At 72.9% G+C, this 25,401-nt stretch carries 25 protein-coding genes; 8 read left to right on the top strand and 17 right to left on the bottom strand.

Annotation, left to right across the window (positions count from 1 at the left end):
• Nucleotides 1–9: 9 nt before the first annotated feature.
• Both OG309_RS22605 and OG309_RS22600 read right to left on the bottom strand, forming a co-directional pair.
• Nucleotides 10–1,536: a right-handed parallel beta-helix repeat-containing protein gene (locus OG309_RS22605; protein ID WP_329423255.1), complete on the bottom strand. Its 1,527-nt coding sequence runs from the start codon at nucleotides 1,534–1,536 to the stop codon at nucleotides 10–12.
• Complete coding sequence (locus tag OG309_RS22600) at nucleotides 1,533–3,347, bottom strand: DUF2264 domain-containing protein (RefSeq protein ID WP_329423254.1); 1,815 nt, start codon at nucleotides 3,345–3,347, stop codon at nucleotides 1,533–1,535. Before OG309_RS22600 ends, OG309_RS22605 begins: the two co-directional genes overlap by 4 nt.
• Nucleotides 3,348–3,537: 190 nt before the next feature.
• Here OG309_RS22600 and OG309_RS22595 point away from each other — a divergent pair, with 190 nt between their 5' ends.
• The 5 genes from OG309_RS22595 to OG309_RS22575 all read left to right on the top strand — a co-directional run bounded on the left by OG309_RS22595 (nucleotide 3,538) and on the right by OG309_RS22575 (nucleotide 8,922).
• Nucleotides 3,538–4,689, top strand: a complete 1,152-nt coding sequence (locus OG309_RS22595) for a substrate-binding domain-containing protein (protein ID WP_329423253.1) — start codon at nucleotides 3,538–3,540, stop codon at nucleotides 4,687–4,689.
• A 136-nt stretch (nucleotides 4,690–4,825) separates the two neighbouring features.
• Entirely contained in the window at nucleotides 4,826–6,127 is a 1,302-nt protein-coding gene (locus tag OG309_RS22590) for an ABC transporter substrate-binding protein (RefSeq protein WP_329428489.1), read from the top strand.
• A 4-nt stretch (nucleotides 6,128–6,131) separates the two neighbouring features.
• On the top strand, nucleotides 6,132–7,034 hold the full coding sequence (locus OG309_RS22585; RefSeq protein ID WP_329423252.1) for a carbohydrate ABC transporter permease: 903 nt from the start codon (nucleotides 6,132–6,134) through the stop codon (nucleotides 7,032–7,034).
• Complete coding sequence (locus OG309_RS22580; RefSeq protein WP_329423251.1) at nucleotides 7,031–7,885, top strand: carbohydrate ABC transporter permease; 855 nt, start codon at nucleotides 7,031–7,033, stop codon at nucleotides 7,883–7,885. The genes OG309_RS22585 and OG309_RS22580 overlap by 4 nt, the downstream gene beginning before the upstream one ends.
• Before the next feature lie 17 nt (nucleotides 7,886–7,902).
• Nucleotides 7,903–8,922: a hydroxyacid dehydrogenase gene (locus OG309_RS22575; RefSeq protein WP_329423250.1), complete on the top strand. Its 1,020-nt coding sequence runs from the start codon at nucleotides 7,903–7,905 to the stop codon at nucleotides 8,920–8,922.
• Between the two features lie 8 nt (nucleotides 8,923–8,930).
• On the opposite strand, the gene OG309_RS22570 is transcribed toward OG309_RS22575, so the two are convergent.
• Nucleotides 8,931–12,422: a hypothetical protein gene (locus OG309_RS22570; RefSeq protein WP_329423249.1), complete on the bottom strand. Its 3,492-nt coding sequence runs from the start codon at nucleotides 12,420–12,422 to the stop codon at nucleotides 8,931–8,933.
• A gap of 73 nt (nucleotides 12,423–12,495) precedes the next feature.
• On the opposite strand from OG309_RS22570, the gene OG309_RS22565 reads away from it, so the two are divergent.
• Nucleotides 12,496–13,194 carry an ester cyclase gene (locus tag OG309_RS22565; RefSeq protein ID WP_329423248.1) on the top strand — a complete coding sequence of 233 codons (699 nt, stop codon included), beginning with the start codon at nucleotides 12,496–12,498 and terminating at the stop codon, nucleotides 13,192–13,194.
• Between the two features lie 99 nt (nucleotides 13,195–13,293).
• On the opposite strand, the gene groL is transcribed toward OG309_RS22565, so the two are convergent.
• From groL to OG309_RS22545, 4 genes are all read right to left on the bottom strand, one after another.
• Nucleotides 13,294–14,922 carry a chaperonin GroEL gene (groL, locus tag OG309_RS22560; protein WP_329423247.1) on the bottom strand — a complete coding sequence of 543 codons (1,629 nt, stop codon included), beginning with the start codon at nucleotides 14,920–14,922 and terminating at the stop codon, nucleotides 13,294–13,296.
• Nucleotides 14,923–15,039: 117 nt separating this feature from the next.
• Nucleotides 15,040–15,348 carry a co-chaperone GroES gene (gene groES, locus OG309_RS22555; protein WP_329423246.1) on the bottom strand — a complete coding sequence of 103 codons (309 nt, stop codon included), beginning with the start codon at nucleotides 15,346–15,348 and terminating at the stop codon, nucleotides 15,040–15,042.
• 174 nt (nucleotides 15,349–15,522) lie between these two features.
• The gene (locus tag OG309_RS22550; protein ID WP_329423245.1) at nucleotides 15,523–15,816 is read right to left on the bottom strand and encodes a hypothetical protein; all 294 of its coding nucleotides are present in this window, start codon (nucleotides 15,814–15,816) and stop codon (nucleotides 15,523–15,525) included.
• Nucleotides 15,813–16,736, bottom strand: a complete 924-nt coding sequence (locus OG309_RS22545; protein WP_329423244.1) for a polysaccharide deacetylase family protein — start codon at nucleotides 16,734–16,736, stop codon at nucleotides 15,813–15,815. Before OG309_RS22545 ends, OG309_RS22550 begins: the two co-directional genes overlap by 4 nt.
• Before the next feature lie 101 nt (nucleotides 16,737–16,837).
• On the opposite strand from OG309_RS22545, the gene OG309_RS22540 reads away from it, so the two are divergent.
• The gene (locus OG309_RS22540; protein WP_329423243.1) at nucleotides 16,838–18,022 is read left to right on the top strand and encodes a class I SAM-dependent methyltransferase; all 1,185 of its coding nucleotides are present in this window, start codon (nucleotides 16,838–16,840) and stop codon (nucleotides 18,020–18,022) included.
• Here OG309_RS22540 and OG309_RS22535 read toward each other — a convergent pair.
• From OG309_RS22535 to tsaB, 8 genes are all read right to left on the bottom strand, one after another.
• On the bottom strand, nucleotides 17,967–18,635 hold the full coding sequence (locus OG309_RS22535; RefSeq protein ID WP_329423242.1) for a hypothetical protein: 669 nt from the start codon (nucleotides 18,633–18,635) through the stop codon (nucleotides 17,967–17,969). The genes OG309_RS22540 and OG309_RS22535 overlap by 56 nt on opposite strands.
• Nucleotides 18,636–18,645: 10 nt before the next feature.
• The gene (locus OG309_RS22530; protein WP_329423241.1) at nucleotides 18,646–19,896 is read right to left on the bottom strand and encodes an RNA polymerase sigma factor; all 1,251 of its coding nucleotides are present in this window, start codon (nucleotides 19,894–19,896) and stop codon (nucleotides 18,646–18,648) included.
• An 89-nt stretch (nucleotides 19,897–19,985) separates the two neighbouring features.
• On the bottom strand, nucleotides 19,986–20,351 hold the full coding sequence (locus OG309_RS22525) for a YciI family protein (RefSeq protein ID WP_329423240.1): 366 nt from the start codon (nucleotides 20,349–20,351) through the stop codon (nucleotides 19,986–19,988).
• A gap of 117 nt (nucleotides 20,352–20,468) precedes the next feature.
• On the bottom strand, nucleotides 20,469–21,320 hold the full coding sequence (locus OG309_RS22520) for a polysaccharide deacetylase family protein (protein ID WP_329423239.1): 852 nt from the start codon (nucleotides 21,318–21,320) through the stop codon (nucleotides 20,469–20,471).
• 40 nt (nucleotides 21,321–21,360) lie between these two features.
• Nucleotides 21,361–21,624: a hypothetical protein gene (locus OG309_RS22515; RefSeq protein ID WP_329428487.1), complete on the bottom strand. Its 264-nt coding sequence runs from the start codon at nucleotides 21,622–21,624 to the stop codon at nucleotides 21,361–21,363.
• 14 nt (nucleotides 21,625–21,638) lie between these two features.
• Nucleotides 21,639–22,754, bottom strand: coding sequence for a tRNA (adenosine(37)-N6)-threonylcarbamoyltransferase complex transferase subunit TsaD (tsaD, locus tag OG309_RS22510; protein WP_329423238.1), 1,116 nt, complete (start codon nucleotides 22,752–22,754; stop codon nucleotides 21,639–21,641).
• Complete coding sequence (gene rimI, locus OG309_RS22505) at nucleotides 22,744–23,214, bottom strand: ribosomal protein S18-alanine N-acetyltransferase (protein ID WP_329428485.1); 471 nt, start codon at nucleotides 23,212–23,214, stop codon at nucleotides 22,744–22,746. Before rimI ends, tsaD begins: the two co-directional genes overlap by 11 nt.
• Before the next feature lie 20 nt (nucleotides 23,215–23,234).
• On the bottom strand, nucleotides 23,235–23,891 hold the full coding sequence (tsaB, locus tag OG309_RS22500; RefSeq protein ID WP_329423237.1) for a tRNA (adenosine(37)-N6)-threonylcarbamoyltransferase complex dimerization subunit type 1 TsaB: 657 nt from the start codon (nucleotides 23,889–23,891) through the stop codon (nucleotides 23,235–23,237).
• Nucleotides 23,892–24,011: 120 nt separating this feature from the next.
• Between tsaB and OG309_RS22495 the strand changes: the two genes are divergently transcribed.
• Nucleotides 24,012–24,581, top strand: coding sequence for a L,D-transpeptidase (locus tag OG309_RS22495; protein WP_329423236.1), 570 nt, complete (start codon nucleotides 24,012–24,014; stop codon nucleotides 24,579–24,581).
• 20 nt (nucleotides 24,582–24,601) lie between these two features.
• Here OG309_RS22495 and OG309_RS22490 read toward each other — a convergent pair whose 3' ends face one another.
• Both OG309_RS22490 and tsaE read right to left on the bottom strand, forming a co-directional pair.
• Complete coding sequence (locus OG309_RS22490) at nucleotides 24,602–24,766, bottom strand: hypothetical protein (protein ID WP_329423235.1); 165 nt, start codon at nucleotides 24,764–24,766, stop codon at nucleotides 24,602–24,604.
• A gap of 110 nt (nucleotides 24,767–24,876) precedes the next feature.
• Nucleotides 24,877–25,377, bottom strand: a complete 501-nt coding sequence (tsaE, locus tag OG309_RS22485) for a tRNA (adenosine(37)-N6)-threonylcarbamoyltransferase complex ATPase subunit type 1 TsaE (protein WP_329423234.1) — start codon at nucleotides 25,375–25,377, stop codon at nucleotides 24,877–24,879.
• Nucleotides 25,378–25,401 lie beyond the last annotated feature (24 nt).

Below are 25,401 nucleotides of genomic sequence, written 5' to 3'. Positions count from 1 at the left end.
GCTCGGGGCTCAGTTCACGCCCGGCCCCTCGTACGCCCCGATGTTCGGGGGCGATGTCGCCGACACGTCGTTCCCGAACCAGTCCCTGCCGCCGTTGTCCTCGACGGGGGTGCCCGCGGACAGGGCCGGAGAGCCGGGGGCGAGCGTCAGGTCGGGGTTGAGGAGGGGGTCCGCGGTGAGGCCGCCGGGGTTGGGGCGGGTCATCGTGACGCCGTGGAAGAGGTTGTCCGAGAAGGCGAGGCCCGGGGTGGGGTTCTTGAAGGCGTAGCCGCCGGGGGTGCCTTCGTTGACGAAGAGGTTGTTGGTGAGGGTCAGTTCGTGGCGGGGGGTGGCGGGGCTGCCCGCGTCGTCCTGGACGAGGTAGGAGGGGACGGTCGTCCGGTTGACGAAGGTGTTGTTGAAGATACGGGTGTTGAGGATGGGGCCCCAGCAGTTCTGGACGAGGCGGGCGCCGTCGTCGACGCTGAGGTTGTAGCGGACGACGGTGTCGAGGGTCTGGGCGCCGCTGTAGGGGCAGATCAGCAGGAAGCCGCCGGCGTTGTCGTGGCTGTGGTTGTACTGGAAGACGGTCCCCTTGGAGGCGCCGTCGGCGTCGAAGGACATGCCGTCCTTGGTGTTGCCGCCGCCGGAGACCTCGTTGTACTCGACGGTCGTGTCATCGGTGTTGAAGGTCCAGATGCCGGCGTTGGCGGCCTTGGAGCGCAGCTGGAAGCCGTCGATGCGGTTGTGGTCGACGCGGGCGCCGCTGGTGGTGTCGATCTTGATGCCGTCGCCGGCGATCGAGGTCAGGGTGTTGTGGTGGACGCGGACGCGGAGGCTGGGGGTCCACGGGCCGGGGAAGGCGACCGGGTCCTGCTGGTTTCCGACCAGGTCGCGCTTGGAGAAGCGTGACTTGAAGTAGACGCCCTCGCGGTCGACGTCGCGGATGTCGTTGTGGGCGATGTCGAGGCCGTCGTACCAGCTGGGGACGGTGGTGCCCTCGACGGCGACGTGGATGGCGCTGGAGCCGGTGAGGGTCTTGGAGTCGCCGCCGCGCACGTCGTGGATGGCGAGGTGGTCCAGGCTGATGCCCTGGGCGGCTCCGTAGTCCGCCAGGCGCAGCCGGACGCCGTTGCGTTCGGTGCCGGGGGCGGCGGCGTTGGTGATCTCCAGGCGGGTGAGCCGGAGGTACCGGGTGTTGGCGAGGAGGACGGCGTCGTGGGCGCCGTTGCCGTCGATGACCGCGCGACCGGGCGCGTCGCCGTAGTCGGCGATGGTGAAGGGGGCGCCGGCTGCGCCCGCGCCCTGGGGGGCGAGGGTGCCGGTGCAGGTGGTGCCGCGCTTGAACAGGAGCCGGTCGCCGGGCCCGTAGGGGTGGGCGTTGGCCTCGGTCAGGGTGGTCCAGGGGCGTCGGGCGGTGCCGTCGCCGGGGGCGGTGGCGGAGCAGTCGACGTAGTGGCGGTCGCCGGTGCGCGGGGCGGCCGCGGCGGGGGCGGTGGTCAGGAGCGGTAGTGCCAGGGCGGCGGCGAGGGCCGCGCGGGTTCGGCGCTGGGTCACTGGTCCTCCGGTTCGGGGGCGTCGAGGGCGAGGCGGGAGGTGGTGCCGTTCTGCCAGGTCACGTGCAGGGTGCGGGCGTCGCTGACCTGGACGTTCGCGAGGTCGGGTACGGGGGCGGGATCGGCTTCGGCGGTGAGCGAGGCGAGGGCGACGAAGAGGGCGGCGGGGCCGCTGGTGGTGCCGTTCAGGGCGGGGGTACGGGTGGGGGCCGGGCCCTGGAGGGTGCCGCCGGTGGGGAGTTCGGTGACCTCGGGGGCGTAGCCGTGGACGGGGTGGAGCTGGGAGACGGGCCCGTCGGGGTGGACCGTCCAGCCGGTCTGCCGTACGGGGGTGCCTTCGGGGGCGCCCAGGACGAGGTGGGCGCGGACCTCGGCGCGGCCGTGGACGAGGACGGCGGAGACGACGTGGACGCCGGGGAGCGGCGTGTGCCGGGAGAGAGCCCGGTCGGGTCCGGAGCCGAGCGGGGTGACGGGGCCGCGGCGGGTGGCCCGGCCGTCGGCGTCGAGCAGGGCGAAGTGGTTGTCGGCGGGGTCGGGGGCGCTGGTGGGTCCGGTACGGGTGGAGTAGGCGTGGCGGGAGTAGCCGGGGTCGTCGGTGCCGGGGTCTCCCACGTGGTTGCTGCCGTGGTTGTGGAGGCGGACCACTCCGTCGGCGGCGGTGGTCTGGACGAGGAGGCCGGTGGGGCCGAAGGGACGGACGGTGTCGGCGCGTTCGGCGGGCAGGGGTTCCTCGGGGTCGGTCCAGGCGGGGTGGCCGGCGGGGAGCAGCAGGCCGAGGAAGCCCTTGGCGGCCCAGTAGGGGGAGCCGGGGCCCGAGTAGCTCTGCAGGACGGGCTCGTAGGGGCCGTGCCAGCCGAGGGTGAGCAGGCCGCGGGCGTCGGTGGCGCCGCGGTCGAGGAAGTAGCGGAGGCTGCCGGAGGCGAGGCGGCGGGTGGCTCCGGGGGTGAGCGGGGTGTGTCCGGTGAGGACGCCCAGCCAGGGGGCGGCGGCCGCGGCGAAGCGGTAGGTCAGGGACCTGCCGTACGGGAGGGGGGCGCCGTTCGTGTCGAAGAGGTGCACGTGGGCGTCGAGCTGGGCGCGCAGCCGGGGGCCGTAGCGGTCGAGCAGGGCGCGGTCGTCGGAGAGGTGGGCGTGCAGGACGGGGTAGAAGTGCAGGGCCCAGGGGTTGTAGTGGTCGAAGGCGCGGTTGTCGCCGTCGCTGTACCAGCCGTCGCCGAGGTACCAGTCCTCGATCCGTTCGAGGGCGCGGTCGACGGTGGCGGCGGCGCGGTCGGTCTCGATGCCCGCGTCCTGGAGGAAGCCGGCGACGGTGAGTCCGAAGAGCCACCAGTTGTTGTCGACGGGCGAGGGGCCGAGGGCGGGGAGCAGCCAGTCGGCGATCCGTTCGCGGACGCGGCTGTCGAGGTGGTCCCAGAGGTGGTGGCGGGTGAGGCGCAGGGCGAGGGCGACGGAGGCGGACTCGACGACGGCCTGCCGGGTGTCGGCCATGCGGGGCCAGGAGTCGGGGCCCGTGGTGCCGGGGTGTGCCGTGCCGGCGGCGAGCCCTTCGGCGTAGCGGTCGAGGTGCCCGTGGGGGTCGTCGCCGTGCGCGGCGCGCAGGGCGGCGAGGAGGAAGGTGCGGGCGTAGCCCTCCAGGCCGTCGGAGCGGGGGCCCGACCAGCTGGGGCGGGGGCCGGGCAGGTCGACGAGGGCGGCGCGGGGTGAGGCGTGGGGGCGTACGGCGAGCAGGAGGCGGTCGGCCGTGGTCTCCCAGTGGGCCCGGGTCCAGCCGGTGTACGGGCTGAGCTCACGGTTCTCGGGTTGCGTGGGCATGATGCTCCCTGGGATTCCGTGCTGCGGAGGGTGACGGCGGCGTCGCCCGGAATCCTGAAGACGCTTCGATCGAACGTCAAGAGGAGACGGAGCGAATGATCGAAACTCCCTCCGTTCGATCATTTGGGGCCGTGCTGCTCTAAGGTCGGGGAACGACCACCACCGCCAGGGAACCGAGGGGAACCGCACCGTGCGCGAGAGTGCTGCCGAACGACACGACCGACTGCTGGCGCTGGTGCGCGAGCGCGGCACGGCCCGCGTCTCCGACCTGGCCGGACTGCTCGGGGTCTCCCCCGTCACCGCGCGCCGGGACGTCGAGGCGCTGGCCGCCAGGGGGCTGCTGGACCGGGTGCACGGCCAGGTCTCCTGGCCCCGAGGCCAGGGCCCTGCGGGCCCGCAGGGCGGCGGGGGCCTGGTGCTCGGTCTGCTCGCGCCCTCCGCCACGTACTACTTCGCCGAGGTCATCCGGGGCGCGCACGAGGCGGCCGCCCGGGCCGGTGCCCGGCTCATCCTGCGGATCTCGGACTACCGGCCCGAGGAGGACCGGGCGCGCACCGAGGGCCTGCTCGCGGCGGGCGCCGAGGGCGTGCTCGTCGCACCGGGCTGGCGGGGCCCGGAGGACCGGCTCGCGTACGGGGACTGGCTGGCCGAACTGCCGGTGCCCGCGGTGCTCCTGGAGCGCCGGGCCGATCCGGGCACCCCGCTCGACGGCCTGGACCGGGTGGCGTCGGACCACTCCCACGGGGTGCTGCTCGCCCTGCGCCACCTGCTCGGACTCGGCCACGCGACACCGCTGCTGGTGGCCCGGGGGGACAGCCCGACGGCGCTGGCGGTGCGCGCGGGGTACGCCGAGGCGCTGCGCACGCTGGGCCTGGAGGCGCCGCGCGCGGTGATCGACTCCGTACCGGCCGAGCGCGACCCGGAGGGCTTCGAGCGGGCGGTGCGGGCCCTGCACGAGGCGGTGGGGTCCGGGCGGGCGAGCGCGGCCCTGGTGCACAACGACGTGGACGCGATCGAGATCGTGCAGCGCCTGGCCGAGCTGGGGGTGCGGGTGCCCGAGGACCTGGCCCTGATCGCGTACGACGACGAGGTCGCCGCGCTCGCCGACACCCCGCTGACGGCGGTCGCCCCGCCCAAACGGCAGGTGGGCCGGCACGCCACGGAGCTGCTGGTGGAGCGAGTGTCGGAAGGGGGCACGGCAGGGGGCACGGCCGGGGTCGCGGAAGGCTTCGCGGAGGGGGGCTCGGCCGTCGGCGAGGAGCCGGCGCGGCGGCATCTGAGCCTGCTGCCGAGCCTGCGGGTGCGGGCCTCCTGCGGGGCGCTCACCCCTCCTCAGGTTTGATCAATTTTCGATCATTCAATCTTTCGCTCTTGACTTCGGTCATGAACGGTTCCAGGATCACGGCCAACCCCGTCCGTGCCGCCGTGTCAGGAGCCGTGCCGTGTCCCGTAGGCCCCGTAGGCCCCGCAGTCCACGAATCACCCCCCTCATAGCCGCCACCGTCACCGCCACCGCCCTGGCCGTCCTCACGGCCTGCGGCGGCGGAGGCGACGACTCCGCGGCGAAGCCCTCCGGACCCGTGACCCTCACCTTCTGGGGCTGGGCCAAGGGCTCCAAGGACGTGGTCGACGCGTTCAACGCCTCCCACGAGAACATCCAGGTGAAGTTCGAGGAGATCCCCTCCGGCACCGCCGGCGGCTACGCCAAGATCTCCAACGCCGTGAAGGCGGGCAACGCCCCCGACCTGGTCTCCATCGAATACTCCTCGCTCCCCGAGTTCGTCTCCTCCGGGGCCCTCCAGGACATCGGCGACGCGTTCACCGAACAGGACCGCGCCAAGCTGCTGCCGCAGGCCGTGCAGCTGACCACCCTCGGCGGCAAGAGCTGGGCGGTGCCCTTCGACGCCGCGCCGCAGGCGTTCTTCTACCGCAAGGACCTCTTCGCCAAGTACCAGGTCGCCGTCCCCACGACCTGGGACCAGTTCAAGTCCGCCGCCGAGAAGGTGAAGAAGGCCGACGCGAAGGCCCGGATCGCCACCTTCTTCCCCGACGACCCGACCACCTTCGAGGCCATGGCCTGGCAGGCCGGAGCCCAGTGGTTCAAGGCCGAGAACGACACCTGGAAGATCGACACCACCGACGCCGCCACCACCAAGGTCGCCTCCTACTGGCAGGGCCTCCTCGACGCCGACCTCGTCCACAAGAACGCCTCCTTCAGCCCCGAGTGGACCGGCTCCCTGAAGAACGGCACCACCATCGGCTACCTCGGCGCCTCCTGGGGCGCGGGCGTCCTCAAGGGCACCCTGCCCGAGCAGAGCGGCAAGTGGGCCGTCGCCCCCATGCCGAACTGGAACGGCACCCCCGCCAGCGGCATGCTCGGCGGCACCTCGTTCGCCGTCACCAAGGACAGCAAGAAGAAGGCCGCGGCCGTCGAGTTCGCCGAGTGGATGTCCACCACCGAGGCCGGTGTGAAGGCCCGCATCGCCTCCGGCACCTCCAGCGCCTTCCCCGCCGCCACCGCGCTGCGCCCGGTCGCCAAGCAGGTCTTCGACGCGAGCTACTACGGCGGCCAGGACATCTACGCCCTCTTCGAGCAGTCCGGCGCCTCCATCGCCCCCGGCTGGGCCTGGGGACCGACCACCGGCACCACCAACACCACCATCAAGGACCAGTTCGGCAAGATCGCCAAGGGCGGTCCCGGCATCACCGACGCCATCAAGGCAGGCCACGACGCCACCGTCGCCGAGCTCACCAAGCGCGGCCTGAAGGTCGAGGGCTGATCCCGTGAAGGCCCGCACCCGCGCCGCCGCGACCCTGCTGACCCCGTTCTTCCTGCTGTTCACCGCGGTGATGGTGGTGCCGATCGGCTACGCGGTCTGGCTCAGCCTCTTCACCGAGAAGCAGTCGGGACTCGGCTTCGGCGGCACCGAGACCGTCTTCAGCGGACTCGACAACTACACCGCGGCGCTGGGTGACCGGGCCTTCCTCGAAGGCTTCGGCGTGCTGCTCGGATACTGCCTGCTCTACATCCCGCTGCTGCTCGCCGGAGCCCTCGGCCTCGCCCTGCTGCTCGACTCGGCGCTCGCCCGCGCCCGCCGCTTCTTCCAGCTCGCGCTCTTCCTGCCGCACGCCGTCCCCGGCATCATCGCCGCGCTGATCTGGGTCTACCTCTACACCCCCCAACTCAGCCCGGTCGTCCAGGCCATGGAGGCCGGCGGCATCGGCTTCGACTTCTTCTCGCCCGAGGGCGCCCTCCCCTCCGTCGTCAACATCGCGCTGTGGGAGTGGCTCGGCTACAACCTGGTGATCTTCTACGCCGCCCTCCAGGCCATCGACCGCTCCGTCCTGGAGGCCGCCACCGTCGACGGCGCCGGCTCCTGGCGGATCGCCTTCTCCATCAAACTCCCGCTGATCAGGGCCTCCCTGGCGATGGTCGCCCTCTTCACCGTCATCGGCTCGCTCCAGCTCTTCACCGAACCGCTGATCCTCAACAAGGGCACCGGCTCCGCCGTCACCTCCACCTGGACGCCCAACATGTACGCGTACACCGCGGCCTTCGACCGCAACGACTACGGCCTCGCCGCGGCCGCCTCCGTCCTGCTCGCCCTGACCGCCGCCCTGCTCTCCTTCGCCGTCACGCGCCTCACCGGCCGTCGCGGCGGCCGCCGGAAGGGAAAGGCCGCATGAGCACGCCCCGCACGCCCTCCGTCTGGCTGTCGAAGACCGCCGTCAACGGCGCCCTCGTCCTCGCCGTCGTCTACATGCTCTTCCCGCTCGTCTGGCTGCTCACCGCCGCCACCAAGGACGCCGGCGGACTCCTCGCCGGAAACGCCTTCTCCTTCGAGGGCTTCGACCTCGGCGGCAACCTCACCCGCCTCGCCGACTACAACGACGGCATCTACTTCCACTGGTACCTGAACAGCCTGCTGTACGCGGGCATCGGCGCCCTCGCCTGCTCGCTGGTCAGCGTCGCCGCGGGCTACGCCTTCGACAAGTACGACTTCCCCGGCAAGGAGAAGCTCTTCGGCGTCGTCCTCCTCGGCGTGCTCGTCCCCACCACGGCACTCGCCCTGCCCATGTACCTGCTCGCCAGCGAAGTCGGCATCGTCAACACCTACTGGGCCGTCATCCTGCCCGTCCTCGTCAACCCCTTCGGGGTGTACCTCGCCCGCGTCTTCAGCGCCGGCTACATCCCCGACGAGGCCCTCGAAGCCGCCCGTATCGACGGGGCCGGCGAGCTGCGCACCTTCTGGTCCATCGGCCTGCGCATGGTCATGCCCGGCTTCGTGACCGTCTTCCTCTTCCAGTTCACCGCGATCTGGAACAACTTCTTCCTCCCCCTCGTGATGCTCTCCGACCAGAAGCTGTTCCCGCTGAGCCTCGGCCTCTACTCCTGGAACAGCAACGCCCACGCCGAACCCGACTTCTACCCCCTCGTCGTCACCGGATCCCTGCTCGCCGTCGTCCCCCTCGTCATCGCCTTCGTCTCCCTCCAGCGCCACTGGAAAGCGGGCCTGACCGCCGGCAGCGTCAAGTGAGGAGCACAGATCCCACGATGCACCCCGCCACCGACAACCGCCCCTCCCTCCTCCTCGCGATGGGCCCCGGCATCGCCGAACGCCTCCTCACCGACGCCCACCGCGACCGCCTCGCCGCACTCACCCGCACCGACCCGCGGCTCGTCGCCCACGACCTGACGGCGCCGGACGAGAGGGTCGCCGCGGCCCTCGCCGAGGCCGAGCTCCTCCTCACCTGCTGGGGCACCACCCCGCTCACCGCCGACGTCCTGGCCCGCGCCCCCCGCCTCAAGGGCGTCGTCCACGCGGCCGGCTCGGTCAAGCACCACATCACCGACGCCTGTTGGACACGCGGCATCCGGGTCACCTCGGCCGCCGCCGCCAACGCGCTGCCCGTGGCCGAGTACACGCTCGCCGCGATCCTCCTCGCCGGGAAGCGGGTCCTGCGCTCCGCCCAGCAGTACGCCGAGCTGCGCACCGACCAGGCCTGGCTCGACGAGTCCACCGCCTGGGGCAACTACCGCCGCACCATCGGCATCATCGGCGCCTCCCGCATCGGCCGCCGGGTCATCGACCTCCTGCGCCCCTTCGACTTCGAGATCCTGCTGTACGACCCGTACGTGACGACTCCCCCGCCCGGCGTGACGCTCGTCCCCCTCGACGAACTCTGCGCCCGCGCCACCGTCGTCTCCGTCCACGCGCCCCAGCTCCCCGCCACCCACCACATGCTCGGCCCCGCCCAGCTCGCCGCGATGCCCGACGGCACGACCCTGGTCAACACGGCCCGCGGCTCCCTCGTCGACGAGGCCGCCCTCCTCCCCCACCTCCGCTCGGGCCGCCTCCACGCCGTCCTCGACGTCACGGACCCCGAACTCCCCGCCCCCGACTCCCCCCTGTGGACCCTCCCCAACGTCCTCCTCACCCCGCACGTCGCCGGCTCCCTCGGCAACGAGCTGCACCGGATGGCGGACCAGGCGGTCGAGGAGGTGGCGCGGTACGGGCGGGGGGAGCCGTTCGCGGAGGAGGTGACGGCGGAGGAGCTGGGGCGGTCGGCCTGACGGGTCGCCTAGCCCAGCAGGGCCCGTAGCCGCTCACCCTCCGCGACGACCTGCTCCACCGTCCCCGGCTCGCACGCCAGTACCGCGGGCAGCGCCTCGTACCAGGGGCCCAGGTGCAGGGCGAGCGCGGTGAGCTCGCGGGCGCGGACCGGGTCGGGGTGCTCGACGGCCAGGACGGTGTACGCCGTGGCGCACCGGGGGCCCAGGTGGTGCAGGTCCGCGAGCACCGTCTCGGCGCGCTCGTACTGGCCGGCCCGGGCGAGGTCGGCGGCGAGCGACGGCAGGGCCCGCGCGACGGCGTCCGGCTCCAGCCTCCGCACGAGGTCGAGGGCGTGGTCGGGGGCGCCCAGCAGGACCCAGGCCTGGAGCAGGTACTCGGGCTGGGACGAGCCGTAGTAGGTGAGCCAGGACCTGGTGGCCCGGTGCAGCAGCGCGGTCGCCTCGTCCTGGCGGCCGAGGGCGAGTTGGGCGCGGACCAGCGCCGGCAGCATGACGGCGGTGGTCGCCGCCAGCGGCCAGGACAGCCCCACGGCCCGGTCCAGCCACTGCTCCGCCTCCTCGCGGCGGCCCTGAAGGTCCAGGGCGAGGACCAGTGCGGTGGCCAGCTCGATCACCTCCAGGTCGGTGGACAGGTCCGGCACGAAACCGGCGGCCCGATCCGGGTCGCCGGACTCCGCGTACGCCACGGCGGCTGCCACGGCCAACCTGTACCGGCCCGCGCGGGCCAGCCTGTCGGCCCGCTCGAAGTCCCCTCGCCGGACGCAGGTGGCGGCGACCCTCAGGAGTGGGCTGTCGACCACCTCGACAGCCCAGGCCAGTTCCTCGGCCTCCTCGGTCCGTCCGACGGCCAGCAGCGCCGACACCATGGCACGCTCGGCGTCCTGCTCGTCGAAGTCCACGACGTCGATCAGGGCCGCGGCGGCGTCCGGCCGTCCCGCCTCCGCGAGGGCGTGAGCACACCGCACCAGTCGCCGCACGAGGTCGTCCTGAGGCGGCGTGCGGACCCCCGCCTCGGCCGAGACGAGCAGCGCCCTCGCCTCGGCGACGTGGCCCGCGTCGTGCAAGGCCTCCGCCGCCCGTCCGATCAGAGGGGCGGCGAACCACGGTTCGTGCTCGGGACCGCCCACCCGAGCCAGCACGGCACGCGCCTGCGCCACCCGGCCCCGCTCGACCAACCGCCGCACGTACTCGCCCATCACGTCGAAGCCGCCGGTGCCGGCCAGCCGGTCGAGCAGCGGTTCGACGGAGTCCAGCTCCCCCCGTTCCAGGCGGGTCGTCGCGATGACCGCCCACAGGTCCTCGACGTAATCCAGTTCGTCGCCCATCTGCTCGGCCACCACGTCGTCTCCGGCTTCGGCCGTGATGAGGGCGAACTGCAGCAGCGCCCCCTCCGCCCAGACGCTCCCCAGACCGTCGACGACTTCCCAAGCCCGGTCCCACTCGCCGATCCGGGCCAGCGCCGCGGCGTAGGTCTCCTGGTCCATACCGTCGAAGGAACCGTGGCGGGACCGGCGGGCGTGGTCGAGCTCTCCCGCCTCGACCAGCGCCTCGATCAGCTTGCGCCGGACCCCCTTCCCGTCCTCGTCCGGCTCCGTCGAGCCCCACTCACGCAGCCCCTCGGCCAGGAGCACGGCCCCCGGCCCGCCCTGATCGGCCTCCCTCAGAGTGGTCGCGGCCCTGACCAGGACCAAGGCCCGGACTGCGCGGTTCGGATCCTCCTCGCGCGCCGCCCGCTCGGCCTCCCCGGACCGGCCCGCCCGGACCAGAGACCGGACCGCCACGGAGCGCACGTTGGCCCGCAGCCGAATGTGCGATTCGCCGCGTGCGAGGTCGAGGGCCCGCTCGTACTCCCCCGCCGTGCAGAGAGCCTCGGCCAGGGCGTACAACGCCTTGTCGCGGTCCAGGTCGCTGCCGACCCGCCGGATCTGCCGCTCCGCCCGGTCGTGGAACCCGAGCGCGACCAGGAGCGAGGCGGCCTTCGCCGACGCGCTGTCCCTCGCGTGGCTCTCCCGTTCCCGCAGCGCCAGCTCCTCCGCCTCCTCCGCGAGAGCGACGGCCCTGTACCGGTCCCCGCGCCGCAGCAGCGTCGCCGCCACCGCGCACAGCCCCGCCACCGCCCGCTCGTCCCCCGCCGCCCGCGCCAGCGCCACCGCCCGGTCCACCTCGCCCACGGCGGCCCAGCCCGCGGCGAGTTCGGGCCGGACGAGGCCGCCGCTCAGCTCCAGGTCGTCGCGCCGGACCGCGAGGCGCAGCATGAGGGGGATCAGGTCCGGCCGGTCGCCGCCCGCGAGGAGGGCCTCCGACGCCGCCCGGACCTCCGCGAGCGCCGCCCCGTCGCCGCCCGTCGCCGCGAGCAGCCGGTCGTGGCGTACGGCGTCCAGCGCGCAGCCGACCAGCCGCTCGACGTCCCCCGCCGCCCGCAGGGTCGCCGCGTACCCGCGTAACAGGTACTCCGGCGTGCCCTCGGGCCAGCCGCGCTCCCGCCACTGCTCCGCCCAGGCGTGCAGCAGGTCCCGGAACCGGGCCAGTTCGCGTTCGCCCAGCATCTCCCGGGCCTGGGCGGCGAGTTCCTCGTGGGCGAGGAGGTAGGCGGGGCCCGCCGGGGCGAAGGTCCGCCCCGGGCCGGTCCTCAGCACGTCCCGTACCCGGTACGGGACCCCGTCCGTCAGATGGGCGAGGTCGTCCGCCGTCAGGCCGCCGCCCGCGGCCGTGAGGAGGGCGAGGAGGTCGTACGGGAGGCCGCCCGCCGTCAGGAGGTGCTTCAGTTCGCGTTCCGCCTCGAACCGGATCGCGCGGGCCGCCGGGGACGGGACCAGGACGCGGACGGTCGCCGATTCGCGCAGGGGGTGGGCGTCGGGGACGTCCGGCGGGAGGGGCGGGTTGAGGCGCCCGGAGACGATCACCCGCGCGTCCGGCGGCAGGAGGGCGGCGATCGAGTGGGCGTCCGGCCCGGTGGTCACCCCCCGGTCCTCGTCGAGGCCGTCGACGAGCAGGATCAGCCGTTCGCCGCGCCCGGCGCAGGCGCGGGCGGCCGTGCCGTACAGGCGCAGGAGGTGGGTCTCGCGGGTGGCGGCGGTGAGGAGGGCGGGCAGGGGTTCGCCGGCCAGTTCGGCGAGCTGTTCCAGGACGACGTCCACGTACGCCGTCGCGTCGTTCTGGGCGGCCCAGCGGGCGGTGATGAAGAAGGGGACGATCCGTACGCCGGGCGGCGGGTGCAGGGCGAACCAGGCCATGAGTGCCGTCTTGCCCGCCCACGCGTCCGCACGCCACCAGAGGTATCCGGTTCCGGTCGTCCCGCAGAAGGCGGCCAGCTCCGCCAACTCCACTTCCCTGTCGCACAGTTCGGCCGGGGCGAGGCGGCGGACCTGCTCCCAGTACGCGGACCGGACGGGCGGCGGAGCCCCCACCACGACCCGGTTCCCGTCCCCGACCACGACGATCCCGCTGTCGTTGTCGACGCGGACCGACCGCTCCCCCGGTTCCTCCCCCATGGCGCGCATGGGGCCATGCTGCCAGGGCACCCCGGGCCCGCGGACCTAGACTGGAAGGGTCCGCCCCGGCCCGGGAGGCGTCATGAGTTTTGTACAGATAATCGACTGCAAGACCAGCCGGATCGACGACCTGAACCGGCTCATGGACGAGTGGGTCGAACAGACCAAGGGCAAGCGCACCGCCACCCACAGCATCGTGGGCACGGACCGCTCCGACGCCTCCCACGTGGTGGAGATCGTCGAGTTCCCCTCGTACGACGTGGCCATGCGCAACTCGCAGCTGCCGGAGACCGACCGGATCTTCCGGGAGATGGTGGCGCTCTGCGACGAGATGCCGACCTTCACCGATCTGGACGTGGTCCGCGACGAGGCCCTCTACAAGGGGAACTCGCGGCGCTTCCTCGCGCTGCTCGGCGGCGGGGAGGACATGGCGCTGCTGGACGAGGTGATCGCCGAGGGGTACCACGACCACGATCCGTCCAACCCGGCGGACGCCATCGGCATGGACGCGATACGCCGCCAGGTGGAGATGTGGCGGGGCGGCTTCGACTTCGCCTTCACCGTCGACGACCAGATCGCCGAGGGTGACCGGGTGTGCACCCGCTGGACCTGGAACGGCACCCAAAGCGGCGACTTCATGGGGCTCCAGCCGAGCGGCATCGCGGTGGAGATGACCGGCACGCTGATCCAGCGCTTCCGGGAGGACGGAAAGGCCGTCGCGGGGTGGTGGCAGTACGACATGCTCGGGCTGATGGGGCAGCTCGGGGCGGTCGAGGCCTGACCGGCGGCGCCTGCGGAACGGGCGAGGCCCGGTGCCCCCGCGACGGGGGCACCGGGCCTCGGTGACGTCAGCGCTTCAGCGCTTCAGCGCGTCAGTGCGTCAGTGCGAGTGACCGTGGCCGTGCGAGTGGCCCGCGTCCGCCGGCTCCTCTTCCTTCTTCTCGACGACCAGGGTCTCGGTCGTGAGCAGCAGGGAGGCGATCGAGGCGGCGTTCTCCAGGGCGGAGCGCGTGACCTTCACCGGGTCGATGACGCCGGCCTTGACCAGGTCGCCGTACTCGCCGGTGGCGGCGTTGAAGCCCTGGCCCTTGTCGAGCTCCGCCACCTTCGAGGTGATGACGTAGCCCTCGAGGCCGGCGTTCTCGGCGATCCAGCGCAGCGGCTCGACGGCGGCGCGGCGGACCACGGCGACACCGGTGGCCTCGTCGCCGGTCTTGCCGAGGTTGCCCTCGAGGACCTTGACGGCGTGGACGAGAGCGGAGCCACCGCCGGAGACGATGCCCTCCTCGACCGCGGCGCGGGTCGCGGAGATGGCGTCCTCGAGACGGTGCTTCTTCTCCTTCAGCTCCACCTCGGTGGCGGCGCCGACCTTGATCACGCACACGCCGCCGGCCAGCTTCGCGAGGCGCTCCTGGAGCTTCTCGCGGTCCCAGTCGGAGTCCGTGGACTCGATCTCGGCCTTGATCTGGTTGACGCGGCCGAGGACGTCCTCGGAGGAGCCGGCGCCGTCCACGATCGTGGTGTCGTCCTTGGAGACGGTCACGCGGCGGGCGGTGCCCAGCACGTCCAGACCGGCCTGGTCCAGCTTGAGGCCGACCTCCTCGGAGATGACCGTGGCACCGGTGAGGGTGGCCATGTCCTGGAGCATCGCCTTGCGGCGGTCACCGAAGCCGGGCGCCTTGACGGCGACGGCGTTGAAGGTGCCACGGATCTTGTTGACGACGAGGGTGGAGAGGGCCTCGCCCTCGACGTCCTCGGCGATGATCAGCAGCGGCTTGGAGCCACCGGCCTGGATGACCTTCTCGAGCAGCGGCAGGAGGTCCTGGATGGAGGAGATCTTGCCCTGGTTGATCAGGATGTACGGGTCGTCGAGGACGGCCTCCATACGCTCCTGGTCGGAGACCATGTACGGCGAGAGGTAGCCCTTGTCGAAGGCCATGCCCTCGGTGAACTCCAGCTCCAGGCCGAAGGTGTTGGACTCCTCGACGGTGATGACACCGTCCTTGCCGACCTTGTCCATCGCCTCGGCGATGAGCTCGCCGACCTGCTGGTCCTGCGCGGAGAGCGCGGCGACGGCGGCGATGTCGGACTTGTCGTCGATCGGGCGGGCGGTCGCGAGGAGCTCCTCGGACACGGCCTTGACCGCGGCGTCGATGCCCTTCTTCAGGGCGGCCGGGGAGGCGCCCGCGGCGACGTTGCGCAGACCCTCGCGGACCAGGGCCTGGGCGAGCACGGTGGCGGTGGTGGTGCCGTCACCCGCGATGTCGTTGGTCTTGGTCGCCACCTCCTTCACGAGCTGGGCGCCGAGGTTCTCGTACGGGTCCTCGATCTCGACCTCGCGGGCGATCGTGACACCGTCGTTGGTGATGGTGGGGGCGCCGAACTTCTTGTCGATGACGACGTTGCGGCCCTTGGGGCCGATCGTCACCTTCACCGTGTCGGCCAGCTTGTTGACGCCGCGCTCAAGGGCGCGACGGGCGTCCTCGTCGAACTTCAGGATCTTCGCCATGGAAGCGGTTCAGCCCTCTCGGAAATCGTGGAAAAAAACCGCGCCCCTGAACGCCCGGAGAAACCAGGGGGTCAGGGGCGCGGCGTGAAGCGTCTGCTTTACAGGTGCTTCGGTGGACTACTTCTCGATGATCGCGAGCACGTCGCGAGCCGAGAGGACGAGGTACTCGTCACCGTTGTACTTGACCTCGGTGCCGCCGTACTTGCTGTAGAGCACCACGTCGCCGACCTGGACGTCGAGCGGCAGGCGCTCGCCGTTCTCGAAACGGCCCGGACCCACGGCGAGGACGACGCCCTCCTGGGGCTTCTCCTTCGCGGTGTCCGGGATGACCAGGCCGGAGGCCGTGGTCTGCTCGGCGTCGAGCGGCTGGACCACGATGCGGTCCTCGAGCGGCTTGATGGCAACCTTGGAGCTGGTGGTCGTCACGATCCGACCTCCCCCTTCGGAGATCTCACGGGGTTAACTGTCTGAGGTGGCGACCAGGTGGATCCGTCGTCGCGGGTGCCGGACCTGCCTGTCGCTGCGTTGGCACTCTCCAGTGGGGAGTGCCAGAGCCGAGACTATGACCGCGATTAGCACTCGGTCAAGCGGAGTGCCAATTCACGACCCCGTGGCGTGACGCGGGGGCACTCCGGGAAGAACGCGCGGACGGAGCCCGCGGTTCCGTGCGAGGGGTCTGACCGGGACGGCGGACCCCGACGGGGCGGCTGACGGACCCCGGACCGCGCGCGGCGGGTGCGGCTGGTGCGGCACCCGCGGCGAGACCTTCTCCGCCGCCTTGCGGCCCAGCCGTTCGATCGGGTCGATCGGGTCGGCCGAGGACGCGCAGGCGGTCAGGGCGAACAGCGCGCCGGTCAGGGCCAGGGCGGCTGCCAGCCGGCGCGCCCGGCTCATACGTAGTCCTCCAGCCTGGCCACCGCGTACCCCTTCGCCGTGATCGTCTTCATCACCCGGCGGATCATGTCCGGCATGGAGCCCTTCCAGTCCTCCTTGCCGCGGAAGTGCGTGAGGACGATGTCGCCGGGATGCAGGTCCCGGTCCCACTCGCGCCACTCCATGTGGTCGGGGAAGGCCTCGGAGGCCCACAGCGGGACGGCCTTGACCCCGCAGCTCCCGGCCGCGCGCAGGGTGTCCTCGTTGTAGTTGCCGTACGGCGGGCGGAAGAGCGCGGGCCGCTTGCCGAACTGCTTCTGGATGACGTCCTGCATCCCGCAGATCTCGCGCTTCTGGTCCGCGTAGTCGAGCCCGGGCAGATAGCGGTGGTGGAGGGTGTGGTTGTGCAGCGCGACCCCCGAGTCCCGCATCGTGCGGAAGTAGCCGTAGTCCTCCTTGACCAGGTAGTCGCTGAGGAACGCGCTGTACGGGATCTTCAGCTCGCTCATCATCCGCAGCAGCGCGGGGTCCTTCTCGGCGCCGTCGTCGATGGTCAGGAAGACGACCTTCTGCTTCGTCGGCACGGTGGTGAAGACCGGCGGCAGCCCCTCCCCGTCGGTCTCGAAGCCCTTGCGGGTGGTGATCTTCGGCTTCACGGCGGGCGGCGCCGGCGCTTCGAGCGGCGGCTGGGCCAGCCCCCACTTCTTGGCGGCGGCCACCCGGGCGGCCCGCGCCGCCCGGACCCGCTCGACGTACGCGTTCAGGGCCCCGGCGGGGTTCTGCGCGCGGGGCTGACCGGCGGCGGGCTTCGGCGACGCGGACTCCCCGCCTGCGCCGGGCCCCGCGCAGGCGGAGCCGAGGACGGCGACGAGGAGGGCGGCGCCGACCACCCGCACGGATCGGAAGGTGCGCACTTGTTCCTTTTGTCGTACTAGCTGCATGGCGCCGCATCCTGTCAGCGCCGAGCCCCTCCCGGGCCCCGACACCACCGGCGCCGCCCGCACGGTCCCCCGGGCGGCCCACACCTCCCGCGCCCCTCAGAATGGGTCGGGTGACCGACCTCGCCGCCTTCGCCTCCCTGCTCGCCCCCGAGGGGCAGGCCCTCCTCGCCGCCCTGCGCGACTACGACCCCGCCCAGGAGCTGGCGGTCGCCTCCCGGCTGCGCCGCGAACACCCCGCCGAACTGGTCTCGGCGGCGCTCGGCCAGGCCCGGCTGCGGCAGCGGGCGGTGGCGAAGTTCGGCGCCGAGGACGCCTACCGCATGTACTTCACGCCCCACGGCGTCGAGCAGTCCACCCGGGCCACCGTCGGCGCCTACCGGGCGGCCCGCCTCAAGGAGCTCGGCGTGCGCAGCGTCGCGGACCTCTGCTCCGGCATCGGCGGCGACGCGCTCGCGCTCGCCCGGGCCGGGATCTCGGTGCTCGCCGTCGACCGCGACCCGCTCACCGCCGAGGCGGCCCGCGCCAACGCGGCGGCGCTCGGCCTCGACGGCCTGATCGAGGTGCGCTGCGCCGACGTGACGGAGATCGACACCTCCCCGTACGACGCCGTCTTCGTCGACCCGGCGCGGCGCGGCGGCCGGGGCCGGATCTTCGACCCGGAGGCCTACTCGCCGCCGCTGTCCTGGGCGGTCGAGGCGGCCCGCAAGGCCCCGCACGCGGCCCTGAAGATCGCCCCGGGCATCCCGCACGAGGCGGTGCCCGAGGAGGCCGAGGCGGAGTGGATCTCGGACGGCGGGGACGTGAAGGAGGCCGTGCTCTGGTTCGGCACCGAGCCCGGCGCCCGGCGCGCCACCCTGCTGCCCGGCGGCGCGACCCTCACCGGCGGCACCCTGCCCGACCCGGCGGTCCGGCCCGTCGGCCGCTACCTCTACGAGCCGGACGGCGCCGTCATCCGGGCCCACCTGGTCGCCGAGGTGGCGCGGGAGCTGGACGGCGGGCTGATCGACCCGACCATCGCGTACGTGACGGCCGACGCCCTGATCCCGACGCCGTACGCCGCCGCCTACGAGATCACCGACGAACTCCCCTTCAACCTGAAGAAGCTGAAGGCGCTGCTGCGTGAGCGCGAGGTGGGCGTGCTGACCGTGAAGAAGCGCGGCTCCGCCGTCGAACCCGAGGAGATCCGCCGCAAGGTGAAGCCCAAGGGCCCCAACTCGGCGACGGTGCTGCTCACTCGGGTCGCGGGAGCTCCGACGATGCTGATCGGGCGCCCGGCCGGCCGGTGAGGCGGACGGCCATGCGGTAGTGCCCGACGGCCTTCGCGAGGCCGGTCAGTCCGGTGATCCACAGGATGAGGGCGGCGCCCATGCCGTAGGCGACGGCGCCGTAACCACCGTCTTCCGGGCCGGTGTTGAGCGGGACGGCGAAGGCGGTCCACAGCCCGACCGCGCACATCGCGAAGGACAGCACCAGCCAGCTCGCGCTCAGCAGCGGCAGTCGCAGCCGCGCGTCGGACGGCCCGTGCCGGTCGAGCGCCGCCCATCCCACGAGCCGCTCGCGCACCACCCGGTCCCGGCGCAGGCTCCGCACGGTCAGCCACACGGCCGGGACGAGCACGGCGATCCCGGCGGCTCCGCAGAACAGCGCGAGCAGCATGCTGATCGGGTCCGCCACCCCGCCGGCCCCGCCGAAGGACACGAGCGGCACGCCCACCATCGACCAGCCCAGCTGGAGCATCCCGAACCAGACCAGGAACAGCGCGAGCCGCCCGCCGCCCAGCAGTCGGCGCCCCAACTCGTCCATGGCGAGCGCCCGGTCGGCCAGCCGCGCCTCGCGGTCGGGCCAGTTGCGTATCTCGGCGGGCGGCGGGGGCGGCGGAAGCGGGGTGCGGGGGGACATGCCGGGGAGCTTAACCGGCGGCGCCGGCCGCCCGCCTGAGCAGCAGCGCCCGCTCCCGCTCGTTGCGGGTGAGCTCCGCCGCCCGCGCGAACTCGGCCCGGGCCTCCGCCTCCCGGCCGAGCCGGGCCAGCAGGTCGCCCCGGACGCTGGGCAGCAGGTGGTAGCGGTCCAGGGCCGGTGCGGCGGCGAGGGCGTCGACGAGCGCGAGGCCCGCCTCCGGGCCCTCGGCCATCGAGACGGCGACCGCCCGGTTCAGCTCCACGACCGGGGAGGGCGCGACGGCGGCGAGCCGCCGGTAGAGGGCGGCGATGGTCGTCCAGTCCGTCTCCTCGTACCGCGTCGCCCGCGCGTGGCAGGCGGCGATGGCGGCCTGGAGGGCGTACGGACCGGTGGCGCCGTCCGCCTCGACGGCCCGCGCCAGGGCGGCGAAGCCCCGCCGGATCAGCAGCCGGTCCCAGCGCCGCCGGTCCTGGTCGGCGAGGAGCACCGGCTGCCCGTCCGGGGCGGTCCTGGCCGCCGTCCGGGAGGCCTGGATCTCCAGCAGGGCGGCCAGGCCGTGGACCTCGCCCTCCCGGGGCATCAGCGCGGCGAGCACCCGGGCCAGCCGCAGCGCGTCCTCGCACAGGGCCGGGCGCAGCAGGTCGTCGCCGGCGGTCGCCGCGTACCCCTCGTTGAAGATCAGGTAGATGACCTCCAGGACCGAGCCGAGGCGGGCCGCCCGGTCCTCCCCGTAGGGGACCTCGAACGCGACCCCGGAGCGGGCCAGGGTCCGCTTGGCCCGGGTGATGCGTGCGGCGACCGTCGGCTCCGGGACGAGGAAGGCGCGGGCGATCTCGTCCGTGCGCAGCCCGCCGAGCAGGCGGAGGGTGAGCGCGGTGCGGGCGTCGGCGGAGAGCACCGGGTGGCAGGTGGTGAAGACCAGCCGCAGCAGGTCGTCGTCGATGTCCCCGGGGCCGGAGGGCTCGGGGTCGTACGCCTCCTCCGTCAGCTCGCGGCCGGCCTCCGCCAGCTTGCGGGCGTACGTCTCGCGGCGGCGCACGAGGTCGACGGCGCGGTGCTTGGCGGTGGCCGTCAGCCAGGCGCCCGGCCGGTCCGGGACGCCCGCCCGCGGCCACTGCTCAAGGGCGGCGACCAGCGCGTCCTGGGCGATCTCCTCGGCGATCCCGACGTCCCGGACGATCCGCGCCACGGTGGCGATGATCCGGGCGGACTCCATCCGGAAGACCGTGTCCAGGGTCTCCTCGACCGTCTGTGCCGTCACGCCTCACATGACAGCACAGCCCACTGACAGGCACCGCCAGGCACCGCCAGGCACCGCCAGGCACCTCCAGGCACCGCCAGGCCGTGGGTTCAGGCGCCCGGCATCTCCTCGACCTCGCGGATCTCCAGGCCCACCGTCCACTGCGGCGGGTGGACCTCCAGGAAGCGCTTCCCCCACTCGATCGCCTCGGCCATGTCCTTGCACTGCATCATGGCGTAGCCGCCGACGACCTCCTTGGTCTCGGTGAAGGGGCCGTCGGTGTACGACAGCTTCCCGTCCTGCCAGGAGACCCGGGTGCTCTCGGAGGTGGGCTTGAGCCCGGCCGTGTCCAGCATGACGCCGGCCTTGGTGATCTCCTCGAAGAGCGCGCCCATGCGCTCCTCGAAGCCGGGGTCGGCGGATGCCATGTCGATGCTGTTCTCCTCGATGCGGACGAGGGAGAGGTAGCGGGGCATGGTGACTCCTCGGGTGCGGTGGCGGGGCCGTTCCCCGCCTTCACACTCATACGTCGAACGGGAGACGCCCGCATCGACGACCGCGCCGGTATTTCCTCCGTTTTCTTTCGGGGCGGCTCAGAGGTAGTCCTCCAGGCGCGCCACCGTGTACCCCTGCTCCTGGATGTGGCGCAGCAGGTTGGCGGTCATCTCGGTCATCGAGGTGCCCTTGAGTTCGGACGGTCCGCGGAAGTGGGCCAGGATGATGTCGCCGGGGTGCAGCTTGCGGTCCCCGCGCTGGTACTGCATGTTCTTGATCTGCATGGACTCGCGCCACAGCACGATCGCGTCGATCCCGCAGCGGGCGGCCGCGGCGCGCGTGGACTCGTTCCAGTTGCCGTAGGGCGGGCGGAGGAGGCGCGGCCGCTTCCCGTACTCCTTGGTCAGCTTCTCCTGCTGGCCGCAGATCTCCCTGCGCTGGGCGTCCTCGGAGAGGGTGCGCAGGTTGGGGTGGGTGAGGGTGTGGTTGGCGACGCCGTGGCCCTGGGCGACGAGCGGGGCGAAGTAGCGGTAGTCGGCGCGGATGGCCGCGTCGGTGAGGAACATCGTCACGGGGATCCGGAGGTCGCGCATCATCGCGACGAACTCGGGGTCCTTCTCGGCGCCGTCGTCGATGGTGATGAAGACGATCTTCTCGCGGGTGGGGATGTCGCTGACCACGGGGACGGGTCCGCCGGGCCCGCGGTTCACCGGCTTCCTCGCGGGCGGGGCGGGCGGCGCCGGGAAGGGCTTGAGCCCCCACTTGCGGTACGCGGCGGCCCGCGCGGCCGCGGCGTCGGGCGCGTCCGGCGTGTGCGAGGCCTTGGCCGTCGGCGTGCCGGTCCCGGTGCTCGGGGCCGTGCTGTCCGCGTCGGCCGTCGTCGTGCAGGCGGTCGTCACGAGCAGCGCCGCGGTGGTGAGCGCCGCCCACAGCGCGATCTTCTTCTTCACACGCTGTGGGATGCGCTCACCGCTCGAACGGTTGCCCCACTTACACGGATTCGTTCGATTCGATCGACTCGAAGCGCCAGCGGTGCACCGGACGGGTGACCAGCTCCGCGTCCGGCTCCGGCAGCTCGGGGAGTTCCGCCCCCAGGCCGTCCGCCGTCTCCCACCACGTCAGCACGAGCACCCGGTCCTGCGGCGCGCGGAAGGTCTCGCGGCGCGACGGCACGGCCGGCAGCTCCCGGGCCCGGGCCCGCGCCCAGTCCAGCAGCTCGGCGCCGCGGCCCTCGACGGCACGGGCCTCCCACATGAGGGTCACCGTGGTCACGGGTACAGGTTCTCCTTGCTGACCTCGTGCACGTGGTCGTGGTCGTGCACGTGGTCGTGGGCGTGCGCCCCCGGCACGTGCGGGTCCGTCACCGGCAGCGAGGAGTCGGCGGACAGCTCCAGGTCGGAGGCCGGCCGGTTGCGGGCGACCATCTCGGCGCCGAGGGCCGCGACCATCGCGCCGTTGTCGGTGCACAGGCCCGGCCGGGGCACCCGCAGCCGGATGCCGGCCCGCTCGCAGCGCTCCTCCGCGAGCGCCCGCAGCCGCGAGTTGGCGGCCACGCCGCCGCCGATCATCAGGTGGTCGACGCCCTCGTCCTTGCAGGCCCGCACGGCCTTGCGGGTGAGCACGTCGACGACCGCCTCCTGGAAGGACGCGGCGACGTCCCGGACCGGCACGTCCTCGCCCGCGTTCCGCTTGGCCTCGATCCAGCGGGCCACGGCGGTCTTCAGACCGGAGAACGAGAAGTCGTACGCGGGGTCCTTCGCGCCGGACAGTCCGCGCGGGAAGGCGATCGCCTTCGGGTCGCCCTCCCGCGCGAGCCGGTCGATGACCGGACCGCCGGGGAAGCCGAGGTCGAGCACGCGGGCGATCTTGTCGAAGGCCTCGCCGGCGGCGTCGTCGATGGTCGCGCCCAGCGGCCGCACGTCGGAGGTGATGTCCGAGGACAGCAGCAGCGAGGAGTGCCCGCCGGAGACCAGCAGGGCCATCGTCGGCTCCGGCAGCCGGCCGTGCTCCAGCTGGTCGACGCAGATGTGCGAGGCGAGGTGGTTGACGCCGTAGAGCGGCTTGCCGAGGGCGTACGCGTACGCCTTGGCCGCCGAGACGCCGACGAGCAGCGCGCCCGCGAGGCCGGGGCCCGCGGTGACGGCGATGCCGTCGAGGTCCTTCGGGGAGACGCCGGCCTCCTTCAGGGCGCGCTCGATCGTCGGGACCATCGCCTCCAGGTGCGCGCGGGAGGCGATCTCGGGCACGACGCCGCCGAAGCGGGCGTGGGTGTCGACGCTGGAGGCGACGGCGTCCGCGAGGAGGGTGGTCCCGTGGACGATGCCGACGCCGGTCTCGTCGCAGGAGGTCTCGATGCCGAGTACGAGCGGTTCGTCAGCAGCCATCAGAATCAGTCTCAGTTCCTTGAACGGTCAGTCGCATCACGAGCGCGTCCACGTTTCCGGGCTGGTAGTAGCCGCGTCGGAAACCGATGGGCTCGAAGCCGAAGCGCTCGTAGAGCTTCTGGGCCCGGGTGTTGTCCACGCGCACTTCGAGCAGGACCTCGTCGCACTCGAAGGCCGTGGCGTGCTGGAGCAGATCGGTGAGGAGGCGCCCGCCGAGGCCGCTGCCCCACTGGTCGCGGGCGACGGCGATGGTCTGGACGTCGCCGAGCCCGCCGGCCGCGGCGAGCCCCGCGTACCCGACGATCCGGCCCCGCGCGTCCTCGGCCACCACGTAGCGGCGGGTCGCGCGCGGGCCGCGGGAGTGCGCGAGCTCCGACCAGAACATCCCCTCGGACCAGGCGTCCTCGGGGAACAGCTCGGCCTCCAGGGTGAGCACGGGGCCGATGTCCCACCAGCGCATCTCGCGCAGTGCCACGCCGCTCACTTCGGCGTGACCACCTTGTAGTTCTTGGGCACCTGCGCGTCGGGGCGGCGCAGGTACATCGGCAGCGGGTCGAGGAAGCCGTCCCCGCCCGCGGCGAGCCGCTCGGCCGCGAGGGCGGCGAGCGCGGCGGCGGACTGGTGCTCGGGGTCGCGGGCGTCCGGGAAGGCCTCCGGGTACAGCCGGGCACCGGCGCCCACCACGGGCACTCCGGCGAGCTGCTCGGCGATGTCGGCGGGCCGGTCGACGGCCGCGTCGGTCACCCGGGTGCGGGCGTCGGCGTAGCGGGCCCAGTAGACCTCCTTGCGGCGCGCGTCCGTCGCGACGGCGAACGGCCCCTCGATGCCGGAGGCGTACGCGAGCCCGTCGAGGGTGCACAGGCCGTGCACCGGCACGCCGAGCGCGGAGGAGAAGGAGGCGGCGGTGACCAGGCCGACGCGCAGACCGGTGTACGGGCCGGGGCCGACGCCGACCACCAGTCCGGTCACCGCGTCCAGCGTCAGCCCGGCCTGCTTCAGGACCCGGTCGACGGCGGGCAGCAGCAGCTCCCCGTGCCGGCGGGCGTCGACCTGACTCGACTCGGCGACGACGGAGTCGCCGTCGTGCAGGGCGACGGTGACGGCGGGGGTGGCGGTATCCATGGCGAGCAAGAGCACGCGAACAGCCTACGGCGCCGGAGCGCAGGGCGTGTCCGGCGTACGGCGCCCCGCCCCCGCGGGGCGGCGGCTGCTACGGTCAGGCACCGATACGTAGGTACGACAGAAGGTGGGCGTGCGGTGGCAAGGAGCAGCTCGGGATTCGTGGCCGGGCTCACCGCGGCCGCCGTGGCCGTGATCGGCTTCCTCGCCTACCAGGCCTCGGCCGCCGCGCCGTCGGCCGCCGATCTGGCGGCCAAGCCGCAGGCCCCGAGCTCGGCTCCCTCGGCCACCGCGAGCGGAAAGCCGAAGCCGGCGCCGAAGGACCCGCTGGCGGTGCCCGCGGGCTCCGGCAAGGGCGAGCGCGTGGTCTACGCCCTCGACGACCACCGGGTGTGGCTCGTGGACGAGAAGAACCAGGTCACCCACACCTTCTCGGTGATGCCCAGCACCGTCTCGCCGCCGCCCGGCGTGTACGCGGTGACCTCGCGCTCCGGCGCGGTGCGCGGCTCGGACGGGGTGCAGATCGAGCACGTGGTGCGGTTCGCGACCGTCCAGGACGTGTCGATCGGCTTCAGCGCGGCGGTGGACGGCTCGACGCCGAAGCCGGACCCGTCGAAGAAGACCGGCGGCGTGCGCATGAAGCGGGCGGACGGCGACGCGCTGTGGACGTTCGCGGTGATCGGCGCGAAGGTCGTCGTCGTCGCCTGACGCGACCCCTCGCGTACCGCCTACGCGGCTTCCCCGCGTACCGGAGACTCCTGCTCGTCCGCCGCCTCGGGCTCGCGCGGCGGCGTCGAGACGGCGCTGGCCGCGGCACAGGAGGCCAGCAGCTCTCTCATCGAGACGCCGTCCGCGGTGTGGTCGATCCGAACGGCGTGCTCCGGCGTCGCCATGAATGCCTCCCGTAGGTTAGGTACACCTAACCAGCTCGTGATTCCATGTGACCACGGCGCGGAGCACTGACGCAACATTTTCCCGACACGTTGTCGGAACCTACGTACGTTCAGCCCAGCAGCAGGTCCTCGTCGGCCCACCGGGCGCCGATCCCGTTGAGCACCACGGTCCGGCGGTCGTCCTCGGCGTCCTCGGTGGCGCCGACCACCCGGTGGATCAGCACGTGCAGCCGGTCGTCCGTCAGCTCCTCGACCTTGCCGTCGCCCCACTCCACGACGACGACCGAGTCGGGCAGCGAGACGTCGAGGTCCAGGTCCTCCATCTCGTCGAGGCCGCCGCCCAGGCGGTACGCGTCGACGTGGACCAGCGCGGGGCCGCCGACCAGCGAGGGGTGGACGCGCGCGATGACGAAGGTCGGCGAGGTCACGGCCCCACGGACGCCCAGCCCCTCGCCGAGACCGCGGGTGAGCGTGGTCTTCCCGGCGCCGAGCTCGCCGGTGAGCATCACGAGGTCGCCGGGGCGCAGCAGTTTCGCGAGGCGGCGGCCGAGCTCCTGCATGCGCGCGGGCGAGTCGACGTCGAGGGTGGCCTGGATGTGCGGAGTGTCCATGTCCGCCAACCTACCTATCCGCCG

It is taken from the genome of Streptomyces sp. NBC_01268 (genome assembly GCF_036240795.1).
Classification (GTDB): domain Bacteria; phylum Actinomycetota; class Actinomycetes; order Streptomycetales; family Streptomycetaceae; genus Streptomyces.
Note: the sequence above shows the minus strand (reverse complement) of the source record. Positions and strands in the feature narration are given on the sequence as shown.

What these genes read in the sequence shown, in the direction of transcription:
- rimI (WP_329428485.1), bottom strand. Translation starts at nt 23,214, where the DNA reads ATGCGCTGGTGGGACATCGGCCCCGTGCTCACCCTGGAGGCCGAGCTG.
- tsaD (WP_329423238.1), bottom strand. Translation starts at nt 22,754, where the DNA reads ATGGCTGCTGACGAACCGCTCGTACTCGGCATCGAGACCTCCTGCGAC.
- OG309_RS22565 (WP_329423248.1), top strand. Translation starts at nt 12,496, where the DNA reads ATGAGTTTTGTACAGATAATCGACTGCAAGACCAGCCGGATCGACGAC.
- OG309_RS22545 (WP_329423244.1), bottom strand. Translation starts at nt 16,736, where the DNA reads ATGCAGCTAGTACGACAAAAGGAACAAGTGCGCACCTTCCGATCCGTG.
- OG309_RS22580 (WP_329423251.1), top strand. Translation starts at nt 7,031, where the DNA reads ATGAGCACGCCCCGCACGCCCTCCGTCTGGCTGTCGAAGACCGCCGTC.
- OG309_RS22535 (WP_329423242.1), bottom strand. Translation starts at nt 18,635, where the DNA reads ATGTCCCCCCGCACCCCGCTTCCGCCGCCCCCGCCGCCCGCCGAGATA.
- OG309_RS22515 (WP_329428487.1), bottom strand. Translation starts at nt 21,624, where the DNA reads ATGTGGGAGGCCCGTGCCGTCGAGGGCCGCGGCGCCGAGCTGCTGGAC.
- OG309_RS22525 (WP_329423240.1), bottom strand. Translation starts at nt 20,351, where the DNA reads ATGCCCCGCTACCTCTCCCTCGTCCGCATCGAGGAGAACAGCATCGAC.
- groL (WP_329423247.1), bottom strand. Translation starts at nt 14,922, where the DNA reads ATGGCGAAGATCCTGAAGTTCGACGAGGACGCCCGTCGCGCCCTTGAG.
- OG309_RS22550 (WP_329423245.1), bottom strand. Translation starts at nt 15,816, where the DNA reads ATGAGCCGGGCGCGCCGGCTGGCAGCCGCCCTGGCCCTGACCGGCGCG.
- OG309_RS22490 (WP_329423235.1), bottom strand. Translation starts at nt 24,766, where the DNA reads ATGGCGACGCCGGAGCACGCCGTTCGGATCGACCACACCGCGGACGGC.
- tsaE (WP_329423234.1), bottom strand. Translation starts at nt 25,377, where the DNA reads ATGGACACTCCGCACATCCAGGCCACCCTCGACGTCGACTCGCCCGCG.
- OG309_RS22570 (WP_329423249.1), bottom strand. Translation starts at nt 12,422, where the DNA reads ATGCGCGCCATGGGGGAGGAACCGGGGGAGCGGTCGGTCCGCGTCGAC.
- OG309_RS22600 (WP_329423254.1), bottom strand. Translation starts at nt 3,347, where the DNA reads ATGCCCACGCAACCCGAGAACCGTGAGCTCAGCCCGTACACCGGCTGG.
- OG309_RS22575 (WP_329423250.1), top strand. Translation starts at nt 7,903, where the DNA reads ATGCACCCCGCCACCGACAACCGCCCCTCCCTCCTCCTCGCGATGGGC.
- OG309_RS22540 (WP_329423243.1), top strand. Translation starts at nt 16,838, where the DNA reads ATGGGTCGGGTGACCGACCTCGCCGCCTTCGCCTCCCTGCTCGCCCCC.